Source organism: Pseudomonas sp. BN515 (assembly GCF_029873155.1).
GTDB lineage: Bacteria > Pseudomonadota > Gammaproteobacteria > Pseudomonadales > Pseudomonadaceae > Metapseudomonas.
Genome location: NZ_SSOH01000021.1, coordinates 51,230 through 70,628, shown reverse-complemented (window position 1 = coordinate 70,628; position 19,399 = coordinate 51,230). Strand labels below are relative to the sequence as shown.

19 protein-coding genes are annotated in these 19,399 nt (G+C 63.2%); 13 read left to right on the top strand and 6 right to left on the bottom strand.

Annotated features, from left to right (window positions below; genetic code table 11):
* Positions 1 to 37: 37 nt before the first annotated feature.
* From E8E91_RS05720 to E8E91_RS05690, 7 genes are all read left to right on the top strand, one after another.
* Positions 38 to 796, top strand: a complete 759-nt coding sequence (locus tag E8E91_RS05720; RefSeq protein ID WP_280374961.1) for an enoyl-CoA hydratase family protein — start codon at positions 38 to 40, stop codon at positions 794 to 796.
* 4 nt (positions 797 to 800) lie between these two features.
* Positions 801 to 1,967 (top strand): acyl-CoA dehydrogenase family protein, encoded by a 1,167-nt coding sequence (locus E8E91_RS05715; protein ID WP_280374960.1) that lies wholly within the window; start codon positions 801 to 803, stop codon positions 1,965 to 1,967.
* 10 nt (positions 1,968 to 1,977) lie between these two features.
* Positions 1,978 to 3,030 carry an acyl-CoA dehydrogenase family protein gene (locus E8E91_RS05710; protein ID WP_280374959.1) on the top strand — a complete coding sequence of 351 codons (1,053 nt, stop codon included), beginning with the start codon at positions 1,978 to 1,980 and terminating at the stop codon, positions 3,028 to 3,030.
* A 141-nt stretch (positions 3,031 to 3,171) separates the two neighbouring features.
* Positions 3,172 to 4,320: an acetyl-CoA C-acetyltransferase gene (locus E8E91_RS05705; protein ID WP_280374958.1), complete on the top strand. Its 1,149-nt coding sequence runs from the start codon at positions 3,172 to 3,174 to the stop codon at positions 4,318 to 4,320.
* 163 nt (positions 4,321 to 4,483) lie between these two features.
* Positions 4,484 to 5,359, top strand: a complete 876-nt coding sequence (locus tag E8E91_RS05700; RefSeq protein ID WP_280374957.1) for an SDR family oxidoreductase — start codon at positions 4,484 to 4,486, stop codon at positions 5,357 to 5,359.
* A gap of 58 nt (positions 5,360 to 5,417) precedes the next feature.
* The gene (locus tag E8E91_RS05695; RefSeq protein WP_280374956.1) at positions 5,418 to 6,002 is read left to right on the top strand and encodes a hypothetical protein; all 585 of its coding nucleotides are present in this window, start codon (positions 5,418 to 5,420) and stop codon (positions 6,000 to 6,002) included.
* A gap of 345 nt (positions 6,003 to 6,347) precedes the next feature.
* Positions 6,348 to 7,820 (top strand): FAD-dependent oxidoreductase, encoded by a 1,473-nt coding sequence (locus tag E8E91_RS05690; protein ID WP_280374955.1) that lies wholly within the window; start codon positions 6,348 to 6,350, stop codon positions 7,818 to 7,820.
* A 331-nt stretch (positions 7,821 to 8,151) separates the two neighbouring features.
* Here the strand turns inward: E8E91_RS05690 and E8E91_RS05685 are convergent, their stop codons facing one another.
* From E8E91_RS05685 to E8E91_RS05665, 5 genes are all read right to left on the bottom strand, one after another.
* The gene (locus tag E8E91_RS05685; RefSeq protein ID WP_280374954.1) at positions 8,152 to 8,382 is read right to left on the bottom strand and encodes a hypothetical protein; all 231 of its coding nucleotides are present in this window, start codon (positions 8,380 to 8,382) and stop codon (positions 8,152 to 8,154) included.
* A 199-nt stretch (positions 8,383 to 8,581) separates the two neighbouring features.
* A complete protein-coding gene (locus E8E91_RS05680) occupies positions 8,582 to 9,646 on the bottom strand; it encodes an alpha/beta hydrolase (RefSeq protein ID WP_280374953.1) in 1,065 nt (354 codons plus the stop codon).
* A gap of 467 nt (positions 9,647 to 10,113) precedes the next feature.
* A complete protein-coding gene (locus tag E8E91_RS05675) occupies positions 10,114 to 10,515 on the bottom strand; it encodes a type II toxin-antitoxin system MqsA family antitoxin (RefSeq protein WP_280374952.1) in 402 nt (133 codons plus the stop codon).
* A 220-nt stretch (positions 10,516 to 10,735) separates the two neighbouring features.
* On the bottom strand, positions 10,736 to 10,987 hold the full coding sequence (locus E8E91_RS05670; protein ID WP_280374951.1) for a hypothetical protein: 252 nt from the start codon (positions 10,985 to 10,987) through the stop codon (positions 10,736 to 10,738).
* Positions 10,984 to 11,451: a BRO family protein gene (locus E8E91_RS05665; RefSeq protein WP_280374950.1), complete on the bottom strand. Its 468-nt coding sequence runs from the start codon at positions 11,449 to 11,451 to the stop codon at positions 10,984 to 10,986. The genes E8E91_RS05670 and E8E91_RS05665 overlap by 4 nt, the downstream gene beginning before the upstream one ends.
* A 500-nt stretch (positions 11,452 to 11,951) precedes the next feature.
* Here E8E91_RS05665 and E8E91_RS05660 point away from each other — a divergent pair, with 500 nt between their 5' ends.
* Positions 11,952 to 12,686 carry a hypothetical protein gene (locus E8E91_RS05660; protein ID WP_280374949.1) on the top strand — a complete coding sequence of 245 codons (735 nt, stop codon included), beginning with the start codon at positions 11,952 to 11,954 and terminating at the stop codon, positions 12,684 to 12,686.
* An 838-nt stretch (positions 12,687 to 13,524) separates the two neighbouring features.
* Here E8E91_RS05660 and E8E91_RS05655 read toward each other — a convergent pair.
* Positions 13,525 to 13,875: a hypothetical protein gene (locus E8E91_RS05655; RefSeq protein ID WP_280374948.1), complete on the bottom strand. Its 351-nt coding sequence runs from the start codon at positions 13,873 to 13,875 to the stop codon at positions 13,525 to 13,527.
* A gap of 579 nt (positions 13,876 to 14,454) precedes the next feature.
* On the opposite strand from E8E91_RS05655, the gene E8E91_RS05650 reads away from it, so the two are divergent.
* The 5 genes from E8E91_RS05650 to E8E91_RS05630 all read left to right on the top strand — a co-directional run bounded on the left by E8E91_RS05650 (position 14,455) and on the right by E8E91_RS05630 (position 19,393).
* Positions 14,455 to 15,612, top strand: coding sequence for an acyl-CoA dehydrogenase family protein (locus E8E91_RS05650; protein WP_280374947.1), 1,158 nt, complete (start codon positions 14,455 to 14,457; stop codon positions 15,610 to 15,612).
* On the top strand, positions 15,609 to 16,796 hold the full coding sequence (locus tag E8E91_RS05645) for an acyl-CoA dehydrogenase family protein (protein ID WP_280374946.1): 1,188 nt from the start codon (positions 15,609 to 15,611) through the stop codon (positions 16,794 to 16,796). The genes E8E91_RS05650 and E8E91_RS05645 overlap by 4 nt, the downstream gene beginning before the upstream one ends.
* 14 nt (positions 16,797 to 16,810) lie before the next feature.
* Positions 16,811 to 17,593 carry an SDR family oxidoreductase gene (locus E8E91_RS05640; protein ID WP_280374945.1) on the top strand — a complete coding sequence of 261 codons (783 nt, stop codon included), beginning with the start codon at positions 16,811 to 16,813 and terminating at the stop codon, positions 17,591 to 17,593.
* A gap of 2 nt (positions 17,594 to 17,595) precedes the next feature.
* Entirely contained in the window at positions 17,596 to 18,054 is a 459-nt protein-coding gene (locus tag E8E91_RS05635) for a MaoC family dehydratase (protein WP_280374944.1), read from the top strand.
* A 136-nt stretch (positions 18,055 to 18,190) separates the two neighbouring features.
* Positions 18,191 to 19,393: an acetyl-CoA C-acyltransferase gene (locus E8E91_RS05630; RefSeq protein WP_280372566.1), complete on the top strand. Its 1,203-nt coding sequence runs from the start codon at positions 18,191 to 18,193 to the stop codon at positions 19,391 to 19,393.
* The last annotated feature ends 6 nt before the right edge of the window (positions 19,394 to 19,399 follow it).

Sequence of the window (19,399 nt, the reverse complement as noted above, 5' to 3'; positions counted from 1 at the left end):
CTACGAGCGAACAAACGAATAATCGAGGGGGAGCCGGATGAGTAATCCATTTCACGTGAGCATCGACAACGGCATCGCCGAGATGGTCTTCGACCATCCGCCGGTGAACGCCTTCGACAGCAAGGGCTGGGCAGCCATCGCCGCCGAGCTGGAACGCCTGGGTGAATCGCCCGAGGTCCGCGTCATTGTCATCCGTGCCGAGGGGCGGGGTTTCTGCGCCGGTGTGGACATCAAGGAACTGGCCGCCGACGGTAACCTGATCGTCGCCGTCAACAAGGGCAATTACGACAGCTTCAAGGCCGTCCACCGCAATCCCAAGCCGGTGATCATCGCCGTGCACGGCTTCGTCCTCGGCGGCGGCATTGGCCTCTGCGGCGCGGCGGACATTCTGGTCGCCTCCGACTGCGCGCGTTTCGGCGTGCCTGAAGTGGACCGTGGCGCCATGGGCGGCGGCGCTCACCTGCAGCGCCTGTTCCCGGTGCAGAAGGTGCGCCACATGTATTTCACCGGCGAGATGATCGACGCCGCCGAGGCCTACCGCCTGGGCGCCGTGGAGCGCGTGGTGCCCCGCGCCGAATTGCGTGAGGCTGCCCTGGATATCGCCCGCAAGATCGCCGCCAAGAGCCCGGCCATGATCGCCCTGGCGAAAGAGGCGCTGACCGGCATCGAGGACGGCAACCTCGAAGACAAATACCGCTGGGAGCAGGGCTTCACCCTGCAGGCCTATCGCTCGCTGGATTCCCAGGAAGCCCGCGATGCCTTCGTCGACAAGCGCACTGCCACCTTCAAGGGCTGAAGCCATGGAACTGACCTACACAGCTGAACAGCGGGCCTTCCGTGAGGAGGTTCGCGCCTGGATGGCGGCCAACGTGCCGGCCCAGCCGCTGCAATCCTTCGACTGCGAAGAAGGCTTCCGCCAGCACCGCGCCTGGGAAGCCAAGCTCAACGAGGGCCGCTGGGGCATGGTGACCTGGCCCAAGGCACTCGGCGGACGCGGCTGCGACCTGATCGAGTGGCTGATCTTCGAAGAGGAGTACTACCGCGCAGGCGCCCCGGCCCGCGTGAACCAGAACGGCATCTTCCTGCTCGGCCCGACCCTGATGGAGTTCGGCACCGCCGCGCAGCAGGAACGCTTCCTGCCGAAGATGGCCACCGGTGAGGAAATCTGGGCCCAGGGCTGGTCCGAGCCGAACGCCGGTTCCGACATGGCCGCCATCCGCTGCCGCGCCGAGCGCAAGGGCGATGTCTACGTGCTCAACGGCCAGAAGACCTGGTCCACCCGTGCCGTCTGGGCCGACTGGCTGTTCGGCCTGTTCCGCAGCGACCCGCAGTCCAGCCGTCACCACGGCCTTACCTTCATCCTCCTGCCGCTGAACAGCCCCGGCATCACCGTGCGCCCGATCCCGCAGCTCAACGGCCTGCCGGGCTTCGCCGAAATCTTCTTCGACGACGTGGAAGTGCCTGTGGATAACGTGCTGGGCGGGGAGGGCATGGGCTGGCATGTGGCGATGTCTACCGCCGGCTTCGAACGCGGCCTGATGCTGCGCTCCCCGGCCCGCTTCCAGGAAACCGCACGACGCCTGGTGCAGCTCTACCTGGCCAACCGTCAACAGGCGGACCTCGATCCGGCCATCGGCGAAGCGGTCATGCGCGCCTGGATGGACGCCGAGGCCTACACCCTGAACACCTACATGACCGCGTCCCGGCTGGGGAAGGGCGGCAAGATCGGCCCGGAATCTTCCACCAACAAGATCTTCTGGTCCGAGCTGGACCAGCGCATGCACGAGACGGCGCTGTCGATCCTCGGCCTGCGCGGCGAACTGCTGCCCCACGCGCCGGATGCCGGCGATGTCGGTCACTGGCTGGACGGTTTCCTGTTCGCCCAGGCCGGTCCGATCTACGCCGGCACCAACGAGATCCAACGCAACATCATCGCCGAGCGCATGCTCGGTATGCCGCGAGCCTGAGGAGCGCGCCATGGACTTCACCTTCAGCGACGACCAACTGCTGTTCCAGGACAACGTGCGCGCCTTCCTCACCAATGAAGTGATCCCGGAACGCATCCGCGAGCTGTGGCAGAGCGAGAGCGGCCGCAGCGACGAACTCTGGACCCAGCTCACCGAACTGGGCCTCACCGCCATCACCGTGCCGGACGGCTTCGGTGGGCTGGACATGAACGAACTGGATTTCATCCTGCTGGCCCAGGAGTGCGGCTATGCCGGACTGCCCGAGCCGCTGGTGGAAACCATGCTGGTGGGCGTGCCGATGCTCACCTCCCTGCCGGGCCAGCTCGACCTGCAAGGCGAATGGCTGACCCGCATCGCTGAAGGCAAGGCCCGCCTCGCCGTGGGCGAACCGGGTAATCCACTCGTGGCCGACGCCCATGTGGCCGACCTGCTGCTGCTGCCCCATGGCGATGAAGTGCACGCCGTGCTGCCGGCACAGGTGCAGCTCACCCGCAATGAATCGGTGGACCCGAGCCGCCAGCTCTACCGTGTCGACTGGACGCCAAGCGCACAAACCCGCGTGGCAGAAGGCGAACAGGGCAGGGCTCTGTGGGGCGCGGCGAAGAATCGTGGCGCGCTGGGCACCGCCGCCCAACTGCTGGGCCTGGCCAAGCGCATGGTCGACCTGGCGGTGGACTACAGCTTCGAGCGCAAGCAGTTCGGCAAGCCGGTGGGTTCGTTCCAGGCCGTGAAGCACCTGATGGCCAACGTCGCGGTGCTGATCGAGTTCGCCAAGGGCCCCCTCTATCGCGCCGCCCATGCCGTCGCCAACGGCCTGCCAGAGCAGGACATCCAGGTTTCCCACGCCCGCATCGCCTGCGCCGAAGCGGCGATGCTGGCGGCGAAGAACGCCATCCAGACCCACGGCGCCATGGGATACACCTGGGAAGTGGACCTGCAACTCTTCATGAAACGCGCCTGGGCCCTGGACAAGGTCTGGGGCGACCGTGGCTGGCACAAGGCGCGGGTACGTGAGGCGTTGTTCGCGGGTGCCATCCAGCCGGGGGCGGGCAATACCTTCTGACCATTCCTGCCCTCACCCCAACCCTCTCCCGCAAGCGGGAGAGGGGGCTGTCCGTGCAGCGGGCCGCTTGTCTCCCCTCTCCCACCGGGAGAGGGGCCGGGGGTGAGGGCAAATCCACTTCGACTTCACAGAGATTTCCCCATGCCCCAAGCCTACATAGTCGACGCCCTGCGCACCCCCACCGGCCGGCGCAAGGGCGGCCTGAGCCAGATCCACGCCGCCGACCTGGGCGCCCATGTGCTGCGCGAACTGGTCGCGCGTAACGCCATCCCCGATGCCGACTACGACGACGTGATCTTCGGCTGCGTCGACACCATCGGCCCGCTGGCCGGTGACATCGCCCGCACCTGCTGGCTGGCCGCCGGCCTCGACCAGGCCGTGCCCGGCACCACCATCGACCGCCAGTGCGGCTCGTCCCAGCAGGCGGTGCACTTCGCCGCCCAGGCCGTGATGAGCGGCACCCAGGACGTGGTGATCGCCGGTGGCGTGCAGACCATGACCCAGATCCCGATTTCCTCGGCCATGACCGCCGCCGAGCCGCTGGGCTTCACCGACCCCTTCACTGGCTCCGAAGGCTGGGTGAAGCGCTACGGCAAGGTGCCGCCGACCCAGTTCCGCTCGGCGCAGATGATCGCCGAGCGCTGGGGCCTGTCGCGCGAGGCGCTGGAGGCTTACGCCCTGGAGTCCCATCGCCGCGCCCTGCACGCCATCGCTGAAGGCCGCTTCGCTCGCGAGATCGTCCCGCTGGCCGGTGTCCAGCACGACGAGACCCCGCGCCAGACCAGCCTCGACAAGATGGCTGAACTGGAAGCCCTGTTCGGTTGCGACCGCGTCACCGCCGGCGTATCCAGCCAGACCTGCGACGGCGCCAGCGCGTTGCTGGTGGTTTCCGAGGCAGCGCTCAAGCGCTACAACCTGACACCCCGCGCCCGCATCCACCACATGAGCGTGCGCGCCGACGACCCGGTGTGGATGCTCACCGCCCCGATCCCCGCCACCGAGTACGCCCTGAAGCGCGCCGGCATGAAGCTGGAAGACATCGACCGGGTAGAGATCAACGAAGCCTTCGCCTCGGTCGCCCTGGCCTGGCTGAAGGAAACCGGCTACCCCCATGAGCGCACCAACGTCAACGGCGGCGCCATCGCCCTCGGCCACCCCCTGGGCGCCACCGGCACCCGCCTGATGTGCACCCTGCTGCACGAGCTGGAGCGCAGCGGCGGCCGCTATGGCATGCAGACCATGTGCGAAGGCGGTGGGCAGGCGAACGTGACCATTATCGAAAGGCTTTGAATCCGCTGGCCCTCTCCCCAACCCTCTCCCGCAAGCGGGAGAGGGAGCTGTCCGTGCAGCGGTTGAGTCCGGCACGGGCTGATTTGCTCCCCTCGCCCTTCAGGGAGAGGGGCCGGGGGAGAGGGCGGCCAACCCCAATTCCAGACTCACCGGAGAACTCCCCATGCCAATTTGCAAAGACCGCTCCGTCATCATCACCGGCGCCGGCGGCGGGCTGGGTCGGGCCTATGCCCTGGCCTTCGCCGCCGAAGGCGCCAAGGTGCTGGTCAACGACATCAACCTGCCGGCCGCCGAAGCCGTGGTCGCACAAATCCGAGCCGCCGGCGGTGAAGCTATCGCCAATAACGGCGACATCACCCACTACGCCGCCGCCGGTGAAATCGTGCGCCAGGCCATCGAAGCCTTCGGTGATCTGCACGTGCTGGTGAATAACGCCGGCATCTGCCGCGACCGCATGTTCGCCAGCCTCACCGAAGCCGACTGGGACGCCGTGATGGCGGTGCACCTGAAGGGCCACTTCTGCCTCGCCAGCCATGCCGTGAAGCATTGGCGTGAGCAGTCCAAGGGCGGCGCGCAGGTCAAGGCGCGGATCATCAACACCAGCTCCGGCGCCGGCCTGCAGGGCTCCATCGGCCAGTCCAACTACGCCGCCGCCAAGGGTGGCATCGCCTCCCTGACCCTGGTGCAGGCCGCTGAACTCGCGCGCTACGGCATCACCGCCAACGCCCTGGCCCCGGCCGCGCGTACCGGCATGACCGAAGACGTGTTCGCCGATGTGATGAAGAAACCCGAAGACGGCTTCGACTACTTCGCCCCGGAGAACGTCGCGCCCCTGGTCGTCTGGCTGGGCTCGGAAGAATCCCAGCAGGTCACCGGCCGCATGTTCGAAGTGGAAGGCGGCAAGCTCTCCATCGCTGACGGCTGGCGTCGTGGCCCCGAGTTCGACAAGGGCGCACGCTTTGCGCCGGCGGAGTTGGGCGGGGTAGTGCAGCAGCTGCTGGCCGAGGCCGTGCCAGCGCAAAAGGTCTATGGCAGCTGAGCCTGTCGCTTTACTGAGGCGCCCGGTAACCCAGGTTCCGGGCGCCAGCGTCGCTCTATTGCCTGAACTGATCGGGCTGGTCTACGAAGGCCTGAACGAAACCACCCCCTGGTTCGGCCTGGCTGAGCGCCTGCGCCATGTGCTGGTCGCACGCAACGTCACGGTCACCCTGCATCATTCCGATGACCGCCCCTCCGATCTCCAGGTGATGTCCGTCGAGCCCCATGACGAAACGGACTGGCTGCTGGCCGAACAGATCCACCGCGAGCGCTTCACCCATATCGAGCTGTTGGACCCCGAGTCGGTACTGCCGGGCGATATCCTCGTTTTCGGTCCGCGCGATGTGGAACCCGATTGCGCCGAGTTCATGCGTTCCCTGGATGTCGCCAGCTGCCTTCGAACCTGCTTCGCCGAGCCCGGCGGCATGCGCTGTTGGGTCGACGTGGTGCGGGGGCACAACGCGCCGGAACAGGGCTTCTCGTCCAGCGACGTGGAGCTGATCAGGAACCTGCTACCGCACCTTTTCCGCGCCCTTGGGCTATACGCACGGCTGCAGCGCCAGGAGGCGGAACGCTCGATCTACGAGGGGTGTCTGGATCACCTGGTTCTGGGCTGCCGGCCCTGGCGGTATGGCTCGGGGTAGGGCAGCGCCGTCGCGTCGCGTCACGGCGCTGGCCTCGGCGTGAGCCCCATCGGCTTCCGTAGGTTGGGTAGAGCGAAGCGAAACCCAACGATCCCGGGTTACGCCCCAACCCCGGCGCCCCAAAAGGCCCCTCCCCAAGTCCGGAAGAGGGGGCACTCACTCGATTCACCCACTCCTGGCGTTGGACGTGGCCTGGTAGTTCAGTTGGACGAGGGCCGTCATGCCCTTCGCGGTTAAGGTGGGCACTCACCTGCCTGCCCGAACGGCGCCAACTTCGCGACCGATCGCCAGCGTTCCCCGGACCCCACAGGTCTACTCGCCAGAACAACAATAAGGATCGCCTGCATGTCAGTACCTTTCTCCGTAAACCGGCCTTGCCGTCTGAATAACGTCTCCGCCTGGGACCAGGAAGCCGATGTGATTGTCGTCGGCTTTGGGGCCGCAGGCGCCTCTGCCGCCATCGAGGCCGCCAGCGCGGGAGCCCAGGTCGTGCTGCTGGAGGCCACCTCCGGCAACGGTGGTACCAGCGCGCTCTCGGGGGGCGAGATCTACCTGGGCGGCAGCGGTGGCACCCCGGCCCAGCGGGAGGCTGGCTTCAACGACGACACCCAAGACCTGTATCGATACCTGATGATGGCCGGCGGCCCGGATGCCGACGAGGCCAAGGTACGCCTCTACGCGGAGAACAGCCTGGACCATTACCACTGGCTGGTGGCCCAGGGCGTCCCCTACAAGAACACGTTCCTGCCGGAGAAGATGCTTGAACCGGTGACCGACGATTGCCTGATCTGGTCCGGCAGCGAGGAGGCCTGGCCGTTCGCCGAGGAGGCCACGCCGTGTCCGCGCGGCCACGCGCCGCAGTACCAGGGCTGGGGCGGTGGCCGCCTGCTGATGGACGTCCTTGCGGCCCGCGTCAGCGAACTGGGCGTCGAAGTGCACTATGACAGCCGCGTGATGGCACTGGTGGCCGATGACGATGGCAAGGTCCACGGCGTGGTGGTGCGAAGCGACGGCCGCCTGCGTTTCGTCCGCGCGCGCAAGGGCGTGATCCTGTGTGCTGGCGGGTTCGTCATGAATCGCGAGATGGTACGTAGCCATGCCCCGCAGTTGATGCATAACGAAAATCCGATCGGTACACCGGGGGACGACGGCAGCGGCATTCAGTTGGGCATTAGCGTCGGCGGCGCGGCCATCCACATGGACGAGGCCTTCGTCAGCTTGCCGTTCTATGCGCCGGAATCCCTGGTCAAGGGCATCTTCGTCAATGAGCGCGGACAACGCTTCATCAACGAGGACAGCTACCACGGCCGCATCGGCTACCACATCCTCCGCCAAGGCGGGAACCGGGTGTTCCTGTTGGCGGACAACGCCACATTCGAACGTCCCGCCGAGTTCACCCGTATCGATATCGCTGCCGTCGGCGAGACCTGGGACGAGGTGGAGCAGGAGTTGGGGATGCCGGAGGGGACCCTGGCAGCGAGCGTGGCCTTCTTCAACCGTCATGCCGCCGAGGGCCGTGACCCGCTCTTCCACAAGGCGGCAAAGTGGCTCAAACCGCTGAACGAGCCGCCCTTCGTCGCCCTGGACTGCCGCTTCGATTACGCCTTCTTCCCGCACTTCACCTTCGGTGGCCTCGACACGCTGCCTACCGGCCAGGTGCTGACCGCGCAGCGTGAACTTGTCGCCGGCCTCTATGCAGCAGGGCGCACCAGTTGCGGCCTGCCACGCTGGGGCGGTGGCTACAGCTCGGGCATGTCGCTGGCGGACGCTACGTTCTTCGGCCGTCAGGCCGGTCGCCACGCGTCGACGCAGGGCTGATCCAACGCAAGACGCCCCGGAGATTGTTTCCAGGGCGTCCTCTGATGATGGGAAGCACTACACGGCAGGCATGGTCCTCTTCGGGGCCCGGAAGGTCTACGGCACCCAATCCCTGTAGGGGCGAATTCATTCGCCAAGGACAGCGCAGCTGTCCCAATGGCCGGCACACAATAACCACCGTAGGAGCGAGCTCTGCTCGCGAACAACCCCATCCAAATCCGCTCCCATGGATTTCGTATTCCCCAAAAAGAAAGAAGGCGCCATAAGTGGCGCCTTCTGCCTTTCGAGGTGCATACATCATGAATTGCCCGCCTCTGAACTGCTCCGGGAATTAGCTGATGCGGTTGGCCCCAGTGCGGTCGGCACCACCTTCAGCCACACGCAGGGACTGGGAGCGCTCGGAACCATTCTCCGCAACGCGGTGGATGCTGGTGCGGTCAGCGCCACCTTCGGCGACGCGGTGGATGGAAGTGCGCTCGGCACCACCCTCGGCAACCGACAGTGCAAAAGCGGAGGCGGACAGGCTGGCGATGAACAGGCTGGCGAAGATTTGCTTTTTCATTTTGGTCACCTTGATTAGAGGGGGGTGGAATTCGTCTATGGGGCCCATGTTACTGATGGGATTTCGCTGAAGAAGTGATGCTGCGTAATGGCTGCCATCGATGCAGTTGATGGTTGATTCCGTGCAGCTAGAAACCGTGAATCGAGGCCCTCGCTGCCACCCGGCGCGCCGGTGGCAACGAGCGTGCCCTTTCCGCGCTTCAGAGGTTGTCGGCGTCGATGATGGCCTTGGTGAAGGCCTGCGGATCTTCCTGGGGCAGGTTGTGGCCGATGCCACCGGTGATCAGCCGGTACTCGTACTTGCCGGTGAAGCGCTTGGCATAGTCCTCGGCCTTCGGGTGCGGCGCACCGTTGGCGTCACCTTCCAGGGTGATGGTCGGCACGCTGATGGAGGGTGAGGTGGCCAGCTTCTGCTCCAGGGCCTCGTAGCGGGGTTCCCCCTTCTCCAGGCCCAGGCGCCAGCGGTAGTTGTACACGGTGATGGCGACGTGATCGGGGTTGTCCAGGGCAGCGGCGCTGCGATCGAAAGTGGCGTCGTCGAACGCCCATTTCGGCGAGGCCAACTGCCAGATCAGCTTGGCGAAGTCGTGGGTGTTCTGCTCGTAGCCGGCGCGGCCGCGCTCGGTGGCGAAGTAGAACTGGTACCACCACTGCAGTTCGGCCTTGGGCGGTAGCGGTTTCTGGCCCGCGGCCTGGTTGCCGATCAGATAGCCGCTGACCGACACGAGCGCCTTGACCCGTTCCGGCCAGAGTGCGGAGACGATGTCGGCCGAGCGCGCGCCCCAGTCGTAGCCGCCAAGCACGGCCTGTTTGATATTGAGCGCATCCATGAAATCGATGACGTCACTGGCCAGCGCAGCGGGCTGACCATTGCGAACGGACTGCTCGGAGAGGAAGTGCGTATCGCCATAGCCCCGTGCATAGGGCATCAGCACCCGATAGCCCTTGTCCGCCAGCAGAGGCGCGACCTTCTCATAGCTGTGGATATCGTAAGGCCAGCCGTGCAGGAGGATGACCACAGGCCCGTCGGCGGGGCCGACCTCGGCATACGCCACCTCCAGCAGCCCGGCCTTTACATGCTTCAACTGGCCGAACGGGGAGGCTTGCACGCTCCGGGTGCTGGCGCTGGTCGCGGCGGGCGCCGCGCTCGTGGAGGCTTGGGCATGGGCCAAGCCGAGCTGCATCAGGGTCAGGGCGAGGATCGACGAGCCGACCCAGCGGCGGCGTTTATTGCCGGTTGCCTTGTTCTGCATTGCCATCGTCATGAGGATGTCTCCGTTGCAAGCGTTTGGCTGGGGGCCGGTCGACCCCGTTCAAGCGACGCATGCAGTTGAACACCCCGAGGTATCTGGCCTGTGTCAGCTCCCTGGTCAAACTCGTACCCATGTATCTCAATGCATTTCAGACACACTGTGATGCATAGCGATCCTGTCCTTCGCGGGGGCGGGCCATACGGCGTTGGCAGCTCGAATGAAATCCGGGAAAACTCCCCCCCTGTGGGGGCGAATTCATTCGCTAAGGGCAACGCACGATTACCGCCGTAGGAGCGAGCTCTGCTCGCGAACAACCCCACCCAAATTCACCGCTGTAGGGGCGAATTCATTCGCTAAAAGCCAACACGCCAACCCCTAAGCCAACGCTATCGTTCAGGCACGAAAAAGCCCGCTCGATGCGGGCTTTGACACCTCGATAGACGAGTGGCGGTGCGCTTCCCCCAACCACGCGGGCGAGGCTAGGTCGTCCTGACTTCGTTCAATAGTTCGGGGTGGCGATCAAGTATCTTGAGTAGCTTCACCAGAGCCAACGGCGGCTTGGTTTTGCCGTTTTCGTAGCGTGAAAATGCATTGACTCCACCGCCGAAAATCTCTGCCGCTTCACGTTGGTCGAGTGCGAGCTTCTTGCGAACGTTGGCTATGAAGCTCGAATCGACAATCGAAGCATTCACCTGTTTGTTGAATTCCAGCATCGCCGCACTGACGCGGGCCGACTCGGCTGCATCGAGAACCGTCTCGCCACAAGCCGGGCAGAAGTCGCCGGTAACTGTCGGAATGTTGGTCGACTCATTCTTGTAGGTGTAAGGCATATCGCGGGTGTCATGCACCAGTTCCGATGCTGCACAAGATGGACATTTCATGTTCATAGCTCCTTCAAAGGCACGATAAGCAAACCATCCATGGCCGTGTTGCTCTGGTGTTGACGACCCACAGCGCGCACCGTAGGAGCGAGCTCTGCTCGCGAACAACCCCAAATCCACCCCACCTGTAGGGGCGATTTCAATCGCCAAGGGCAACCCCGTTGCCCCAACAAACAAAGGCCCCTCTCCACATCGGAGAGGGGCCCAAATACACCGCAAATCACCTCGCCCCCAACGGCAATTCCTCCATCTTCACCAACAGCCAGAAGTCCTCCAGATTGCTGCGAGACAAATGAATCAACGCATCCACCAGCGCGCTTTCCTTGATGTTGTCGAGATAGGGTCCGGGAATCCCCTCCCGTAGCGCCGCATTGTCCAGAACGACCTCGGCAATCATCTGCACCGCATGCAGCCGCGAATCCAAGCGGTCCAGCAGCTCCCGCAGCCGACGTTCCTCAAGGTCGATGCTCATGCCGACACCTCCTTTCCCGAGGCCATAAAGGCCGGCAAATCTCGCCACGCCACCCACACCTCGCCCTGCCAGCGCACCACGCCAATTCGTCTGCCCTCATAGCTCAGAACGTCACGGCACGGTGCCGCATCCGGCACCCGGTGATAGTCATGCAGCGTCGGCACCAGCACTTCACTCAGCCAACGGCCGACCTCGCCGTGCTCTGGCTGGCCAAACTGGAACAGCACCTTGTAGGCGCCGATATCACTGATGGCGGTGACCTCTTCATGGAAGTCATGGGTGTAGCCGAGGCGGAGGGTTTGTTGTTCGTGAGGCTCCAGGGCCTGGAGCAGGGGGAGGGCATCGGGGTGGCCGATTAACCGGGCGAAGTCATGGGCAACGAACCAGGGCTGGTTGTCGAGCATCAGGGTGCGCAGGCGGTGGGAATGGCGGTAGAAAACGACAGGGGTGTATGCGTCGTGCATGGTGGTACTCCTGCTAAGTGAAAGAGTTGCCACCTGCGTCGCCAAACGTGGGTGGCAAATCGCGCGGGGTTGGCGAACCGGTTAGCAGGAACCCGGCAGACCCGAAGGTCTCCCCGCGCGATCTGCCATAAAGCAATGCAGGCTTTCTGCATTCGTGCGGGGACCTGCAAGAACGTCCGCCGTTCTCGCAAGCACCTTGCTGGCGCTATCGCGCCTGCTAATGTCGGGTCGCCAAACCCAGCCACGGGATTGACCGTGACGGCGGGGACACTAGCTATGGCACGCGTAGGGCCTCAAGGCTAACGGGCTGTAGGAAAACTCTCTGTAGGGAGGGGGAAAGAGAGTCGGAAGTATCTGTAGGACGTAGCCTTGCAAGGGCATATACAGAGGAGCTACGGCGGTAGCAGCCATTGAGGACGTATACAGAAGCGGCGTAGATTCATGGTGTGATTACGGCTGGGCCAAAATTGTTGGCCTTAACAATCAAACTAAGGATGGCGATGAGCAAAAGTACGGTCCGTTTTGCACCATGGGTCGGCCCCCACTACGAGCGAGGCATTCATGGTCTACGCATTCTTGTGGTCTGCGAATCTCACTATGGTGCCAAGGAGCATGAACGCCCGACAGTCACACCCGAGGTATTGAAGGCCCTGGCCTTAGGTCAGAAACACCCTCACGCCACAGCTAAGCTTCGGCGACATGCACATTTCACTAAAATAATGGCTTCTATCCTGAATGCTAGGAAGCACTTTTCCAAAACAGATAGGAGTGAGTTTTGGCATAGCATTGCCTACTACAACTTTATCCAAGAGTTCTTACCCAGCATCCGCAAAGTGCCGTCGGACGCAGTTTGGGAGAAAGGTAAGCGATCGTTCACTGAAGTCTTGGACGTGTTGGAACCAGAGTTGATCGTCTGCTACAGCAAGCGAAACGGTAGTCGGGTTACCGCGCTAGCGGGTGGTGTGCCTGTGGCAGTGGTTAATCACCCCTCTTCGCAGTTTGCTTACTCCACTGTCAATCCCATTATTGCTGAACAGATCGAGCGGGCATTAGCGCGCAAGGCGCAAGTAGCAGATTTCGTTAACACCAGCGTTCTGTATTCGCGTTGGTGCGAGGCAACAGCTTCTGCCTTGCCCGCACCAGGAAAATATCTTTCGGGTTCGGACAGGCTTAAGCTAATTGCGAAGCGGATGGAATTGATGGCAGCGCTCGACGAATCTACGCTTGCGTGCTGAACCGACTGAATCGCCCAACGCTTCGTAGACACCTTCAAGTCACAGAATATCGACCGAATGCAGCCCTTGCAGGCGCCGGCTAAGGGTCAAAAGCGCCCGAAGCTGAATGTCTGCTTCTGGCCGATTCTGTTGAAAAAGTAGCTGCCGCTCCATGCCGCCGGCAAAATTACGCGCTCAGTGAGCGTGTAAAAAGGGGACAGTGTAAAAAGGGGACAGATTTATTTTCTTTACTCTAAACCTGCCCATACCCAGACACCTCTAGAGTAGGAAAAATAAATCTGTCCCCTTTAATGTGTCCCCTTTTCCGCGGGCGTCCCAGCGAGAGAAGCGGACGGTCTAGAACCGTTTGTTAGGATTTACTCTGTGTTTGCTTATTGGGCTCGGTCAACCCGTAAACGATATAGATTATCGCAGGGCTAAGTATTGCCGCCCAGAAAACAAAGCCCGATAGAAAATCAGGAACTTTGTTATGGATGCTGCTTGCTACAAATAACAGCAAAAATGGTGAAATGAACGCAAGTATAGCGAAGCTTATTCGTTTGCGTTTAGATCGAGTGCTAGACGAGAAAAGAATTCGTCCAATAGCCACTACGGCTAACACTAGGAATAGGATCGCGAGGGTTAAGGCACCGCCTCCAGCCATTGAAGACCCCTAACAATTATTAGACGACACTCCTGCCGCATAACATCCAGACAGATGTTGGATAACGCCACTTTTCGAGCAGCCAAGTTGCTGATTTACCTAACTGGAAATGGTGGTATATATTTTTTTTTCTACTCTAGAGGCGTCTGGGTGTAGGCAGGGTTAGAGTAATGAAAATAAATCTACCCCCATCTTTTATGACTGAATCGGGTAAAGCTCTGTATATCTCTGCGCAGCGGCTAGCAACAATAATATTGATATTGAGATAAATAAAAATACACACAAGAAAAACTGTACCGGCTTGGTTTTTTGAGGGGTGGCCGAAACCCTCCCGTATTGACTAGTAAAAGCCGGAGCGGATTTTTTGATAACGCAAACAATTGCAGTCATTGCAAACATGGCAGACACGCCGACACAAGAAACCAAAATTGATTTTTTTTGAACATTGCCAGATGAGACAAATACTGTCATCAAAGAAAACAAAGTAACGGTTAATGTCGATCTTGATAGGTTTCTTATCCAGGGCGCAACTGGCTTTTCGTCCATGGCTAGCTGAAGCTCCTCAGTATGTTTTCCTTAGGTATAACTAAAAGCAGGCAACGCAAGTGGTCTAATGCTTTTCACTACTTGTGTCGCATAACATTCCTTACGCATGCGTAACTCCCTGTTTGGCTTGAATGTTGCTCCAATAGAGGGCCATGAGGAGAGGAGGAAAATGAGACATGAATCGAGTTTAGATCACGGAGTCCCTCGCGATGTGTCCATGGTCGGCCGAAAGCCATCTGCCAAGACAGTCCCCCGACCTAGCAGCCAAGTCGATCCAACCCGTCTCCTTGCACATCAATAAATGCCCCGTCCGGGGGCATATCCACCGTGCAAGCCAGTAAGCCGTCCTTACTTGCTGGCCCCGCGTTGGGTTTCGCTGCGCTCTACCCAACCTACGGCTGCCAAGCAGCTTTGAGTGCACACACCTTGTAGGGGCTAATTCATTCGCCCCTACACATTTATCCCGCCACAACAGCCATTTCCCTCGTCGTCCATCCGGACGATTCCCCCTCCTGCGCAACTCGCCAGACTCCTTCGTACCAGGGGCGCTCGCCCCGAGAATCACAAGAAGGCAGCCTTATGGAATTCGCGTTCAGCGATGAGCAGGAGATGATCCGCGAGTCCGCCGAGAGCTTTCTCGCGGACGTTTCCGATTCCGCCGCCGTGCGGGCGGCCATGGTCTCCGAGCTGGGCCATGACCCCGAGCTCTGGCAGCGCGTATGCAGCGAGATGGTCTGGCCGGCCATCCACATCCCCGAAGAATATGGCGGCCTGGGCCTGGGCTTCGTCGAGCTGGCGATCCTGCTGGAGCAGATGGGCCGTCGCCTGTTCTGCTCGCCTTTCTTCGCCAGCGCCTGCCTGGCCACCCCGGCGTTGCTGCTGGGTGGGAGCGAGGCGCAGAAAGCCAAATGGCTGCCGCAGCTGGCTGATGGCAGCCTGACGGGCACCCTGGCTTACGCCAGCAACAGCCGCAACGGCCTGGACTCGGTACAGGCCAACGTGCGCGAAGAGGGCAAGGGCTTCGTCCTCGACGGCAAGTTGCGCCAGGTGGTCGACGGCCACAACGCCAACCTGTTGATCGTGGCGGCGCGCGGTAGCGAGGGCATCGGCCTGTTCGTGATTCCGGCAGACACGCCCGGCATCAGTCGCAAACTGGTACCGACCCTGGATCAGACCCGCAAACTGGCCGAAGTCGAACTCAACCATGTTTACGTCGATGCCGATGCCGCGCTGGGCACGCCGGGGCAGGGTGGTGAGCTGCTGGAAAAAGTGCTGCAACTGGCCTGCATCGCCCTGGCTGCCGAGCAGACCGGCGGCGCCCAGCAGTCCCTGGACCTGACCCTGGCCTACACCGCCGAGCGCCAGCAGTTCGGTCGCGCCATCGCCAGCTTCCAGGCCATCAAGCACCGCGCCGCCGACATGATGCTGGAGGTGGAGTGCGCGCGTTCGGCGGCCTGGTACGCCGCCTGTGTGGCCGAAGAGGTCCTCGCGGCCAATGGCGACAAGGGCGTCGCCGCTGAGCTGCCGCTGGCCGCCGCCCTGGCCAAGTCGCGCTGCTCGGAAGCCTTCTTCCACTGCGCCGCGGAATCCATCCAGTTGCACGGCGGTGTCGGCTTCACCTGGGAGTACGACCCGCACCTCTACTTCAAGCGCGCCCGGGCCAGTGAGGCCCTGTTCGGCGCGCCGTCCTGGCACCGCGAGCGCATCGCCACCGCCCTCCTGGGGGAATACGCATGAAGATCAGTTTCAGTGAGGCGGACGAAGCCTTCCGCCGCGATGTGGCCGGCTGGCTGGCCGACAACCTGGGTGGCGAGTTCGAACAGCTGCGCTTTCGTGGCGGGCCGGGGGACGAACACAGCTTCCCCGAGGAGCGCAAAGCCTGGGAACGCAAGCTGGCCGAGGGCGGCTGGACCTGCGTGGGCTGGGCGCCCGAGCACGGCGGCCGTGGCCTGTCCATCAGCCAGCAGGTGATCTTCCACGAAGAGTACGCCCGCGCCGGTGGCCCCGGTCGCATGGGGCACATCGGCGAAGGCCTGGCCGGCCCGACCATCGCCGCCTTCGGCACGGAAGAGCAGAAGCGCCGCCTGCTGCCGGGTATCGTCGCCGGCACCGAATTCTGGTGCCAGGGTTACTCCGAGCCGGGTGCCGGCTCGGACCTCGCCAATGTGAAAACCCGTGCTGTGCTGGAGAACGGGCAATGGCGCATCAGCGGGCAGAAGGTCTGGACCTCGCTCGCGCACGAATCCGAATGGTGCTTCGTCATCGCCCGTACCGAGCCGGGCAGCGTGGGTCACAAGGGCCTGTCCTTCCTGCTGGTGCCCATGGACCAGCCGGGCATCACCGTGCGGCCCATCGAGCAGCTCACCGGCACCTCGGAGTTCAACGAAGTGTTCTTCGACGAAGCCGTGACCGACGAGGCCAACCTTCTCGGCGCGCCGGGGGATGGCTGGAAGATCGCCATGGCCTTGCTGGGCTTCGAGCGTGGCGTGTCCACCCTCGGCCAGCAGATGCAGTTCCAGAACGAGCTGGAAGAGATCATCCGCATCGCACGGGAGAATGGCGCCGCTCGCGACCCGCTGCTGCGCCAGCGCATCGCCGAAGCCTGGGGCGGGCTGCGCATCCTGCGCTACAACTCCCTGCGCATGCTTTCCGGCGCGCAGGACGGCTCGCTGCGCCGCGAGGCGATGATCTACAAGCTGTGCTGGGCCAACTGGCACGTCGAGCTGGGCAAGCTGGCCATGGACGTGCTCGGCCCCGACGCCGAACTGCTGGAAGACGGGCCGTACCAACTCGGCCGACTGCAGTCGATGTTCCTCTTCAGCCGCTCCGACACCATCTACGGCGGCACCAACGAAATCCAACGCAACATCATCGCCGAACGCGCGCTGGGCATGCCCCGCGAGCCGCGCGTGCGCGTCTGACCCGAGGACCTTGCATGAGCACTCCCACCTACGTTCCCGGCCACGGCCTGCTGCGCGGCAAGTCGGTGCTGATCACCGCCGCCGCTGGTGCCGGTATCGGTTTCTCCGCCGCCCTGCGTGCCGCCGAGGAAGGCTGCCGCGCGCTGATGATCAGCGATATCCATGAAGGCCGCCTGCAGGAAGCGGCAGCAAAGATCCGCGAAGCCACTGGGCTTGATCGCGTCCATACCTGCGTGTGCAACGTCACCAACGAGGAGCAGGTGCAGGCCCTGGTGGCCGCCGCCGAGCGCGAACTGGACGGCGTCGATGTGCTGATCAACAACGCCGGCCTCGGCGGTTCTCGCCTGCTGGTGGAGATGGGCGATGAGGAGTGGAATCGCGTCCTCGACGTGACCCTCACCGGCACCATGCGCATGACCCGCGCCATGCTGCCGAAGATGATGGATCGCGGTCGCGGCGTGATCGTCAACAACGCCTCGGTTCTCGGTTGGCGTGCACAGAAGGAGCAGAGCCACTACGCCGCGGCCAAGGCCGGCGTCATGGCGCTGACCCGCTGCGCAGCGGTGGAAGCGGCCGAGCATGGCATCCGCATCAACGCGGTGAGTCCGAGCATCGCCCTGCACGACTTCCTGAAGAAATCCGCACCCAAGGAACTGCTGGACCAGCTCGCCTCCCGCGAGGCCTTCGGCCGCGCGGCGGAAGTCTGGGAAGTGGCCAACGTGATGATGTTTCTGGCCAGCGACTACAGCTCCTACATGACCGGCGAAGTGCTGTCGGTCTCCAGCCAGAGGGCCTGAGCATGGCGACGATCTTCGCAACACCGGCCGCCTTGCTGGAGCACGTTGGTGAACAGCTGGGCGTGAGCGACTGGATCAGCGTCGAGCAATCGCGCATCGACCAGTTCGCCGAAGCCACCGGCGACCACCAGTGGATTCATGTGGACCCGGCCCGCGCCGCCAGCGGCCCCTTCGGCGCCTGCATCGCCCACGGCTACCTGACACTCGCCCTGGTCAACCTCTTCCTGCCGCAGATTGTCGAGGTGCGCGGCATCTCCATGGGGGTGAACTACGGCTGCGAGAGGGTGCGCTTCCCCAGCGTCGTCCGCGCCGGCAGCCGCGTGCGCGGCAGCGCCCAACTGGTCGCCGCCGAAGAAGTGAAGGGCGGCATCCAGGCCACCATCCGCGTCAGCGTGGAGATCGAAGGCGAGGAGCGGCCGGGCTGTGTGGTGGACACCATCAGTCGTTACTACCCCGAGTGAGGGCGATTTCCTTGTAGGGGCGAATTCATTCGCCAAGCAGGCCGCAGGTCTGCCCTGCAAGGCCCGATGGGGCAGCTGCGCTGCCCTTGGCGAATGAATTCGCCCCTACAGGCACTGAATAATTCTGGAGTCACCAATGAAAGAAGCCGTAATCGTATCCACCGCCCGCACCCCCATCGGCAAGGCCTTCCGGGGTGCCTTCAACGACACCGAAGCGCCGCTGATGGGCGGCCATGTGGTGCGCGAAGCACTGCGTCGTGCCGGTGTCGAAGGGGGCGAGGTGGACGATGTGATCATGGGCGCAGCCGCCCAGCAGGGCACCCAGGCCTATAACCTCGGCCGACTCTGCGCGGTGGCCGCCGGGCTGCCGTCCAGTGTGGCCGGCATGGCGGTGGAGCGTCAGTGTTCTTCCGGTCTGATGAGCATCGCTCTGGCCGCCAAGAGCATCATGTGCAACGAGATCGACATCGCCGTTGCCGGTGGCCTGGAGTCCATCTCCCTGGTGCAGAACAAGCACAAGAACAGCTACCGCAACCAGTCCGAAGCCGTACTGGCGCAGGACCCGCGCGCCTATATCCCGATGATCGAGACGGCGGAAATCGTCGCCGAGCGCTACGGCATCTCCCGCGAGGCTCAGGACGAATACAGCTACCAGAGCCAGATGCGCACCGCCCTGGCGCAAAGCGCCGGACTCTTCGATACCGAACTGGCGCCGCTGACCGCACGCAAGCTGGTGACGGACAAGGCCACCGGCGAAAGCCGCCACGAATCCGTGACCCTGACCCGCGACGAATGCAACCGTGCCGATACCACCCGCGAAAGCCTGCGCGCCCTGGAGCCCGTGTGGCAGGGCGGACAGTGGAGCGGTGCCGGTCGCTTCATCACGGCCGGCAACGCCTCGCAGCTTTCCGACGGCGCCAGCGCTTCGGTGCTGATGAGCGCGCAAGAGGCCGCCCGCCGGGGCCTGGAGCCCCTGGGCATCTACCGCGGCCTGGCGGTGGCCGGCTGCGATTCCGATGAGATGGGCATCGGTCCGGTGTTCGCCATTCCCAAGCTGCTCAAGCGCCACGGACTTTCCATGGACCACATCGGCCTGTGGGAGCTGAACGAGGCGTTCGCCTGCCAGGTCATCCACTGCCGCGACACCCTGGGGATTCCCGACGAGCGACTGAACGTCAACGGCGGTGCCATTTCCATCGGCCATCCCTTCGGCATGTCCGGCGCGCGGATGGTTGGCCATGCGCTGATCGAGGGCAAACGCCGGGGACTGCGCTACGTCGTGGTGAGCATGTGCATCGGTGGTGGCATGGGTGCCGCCGCTCTGTTCGAAGTGGCATGAGGGACG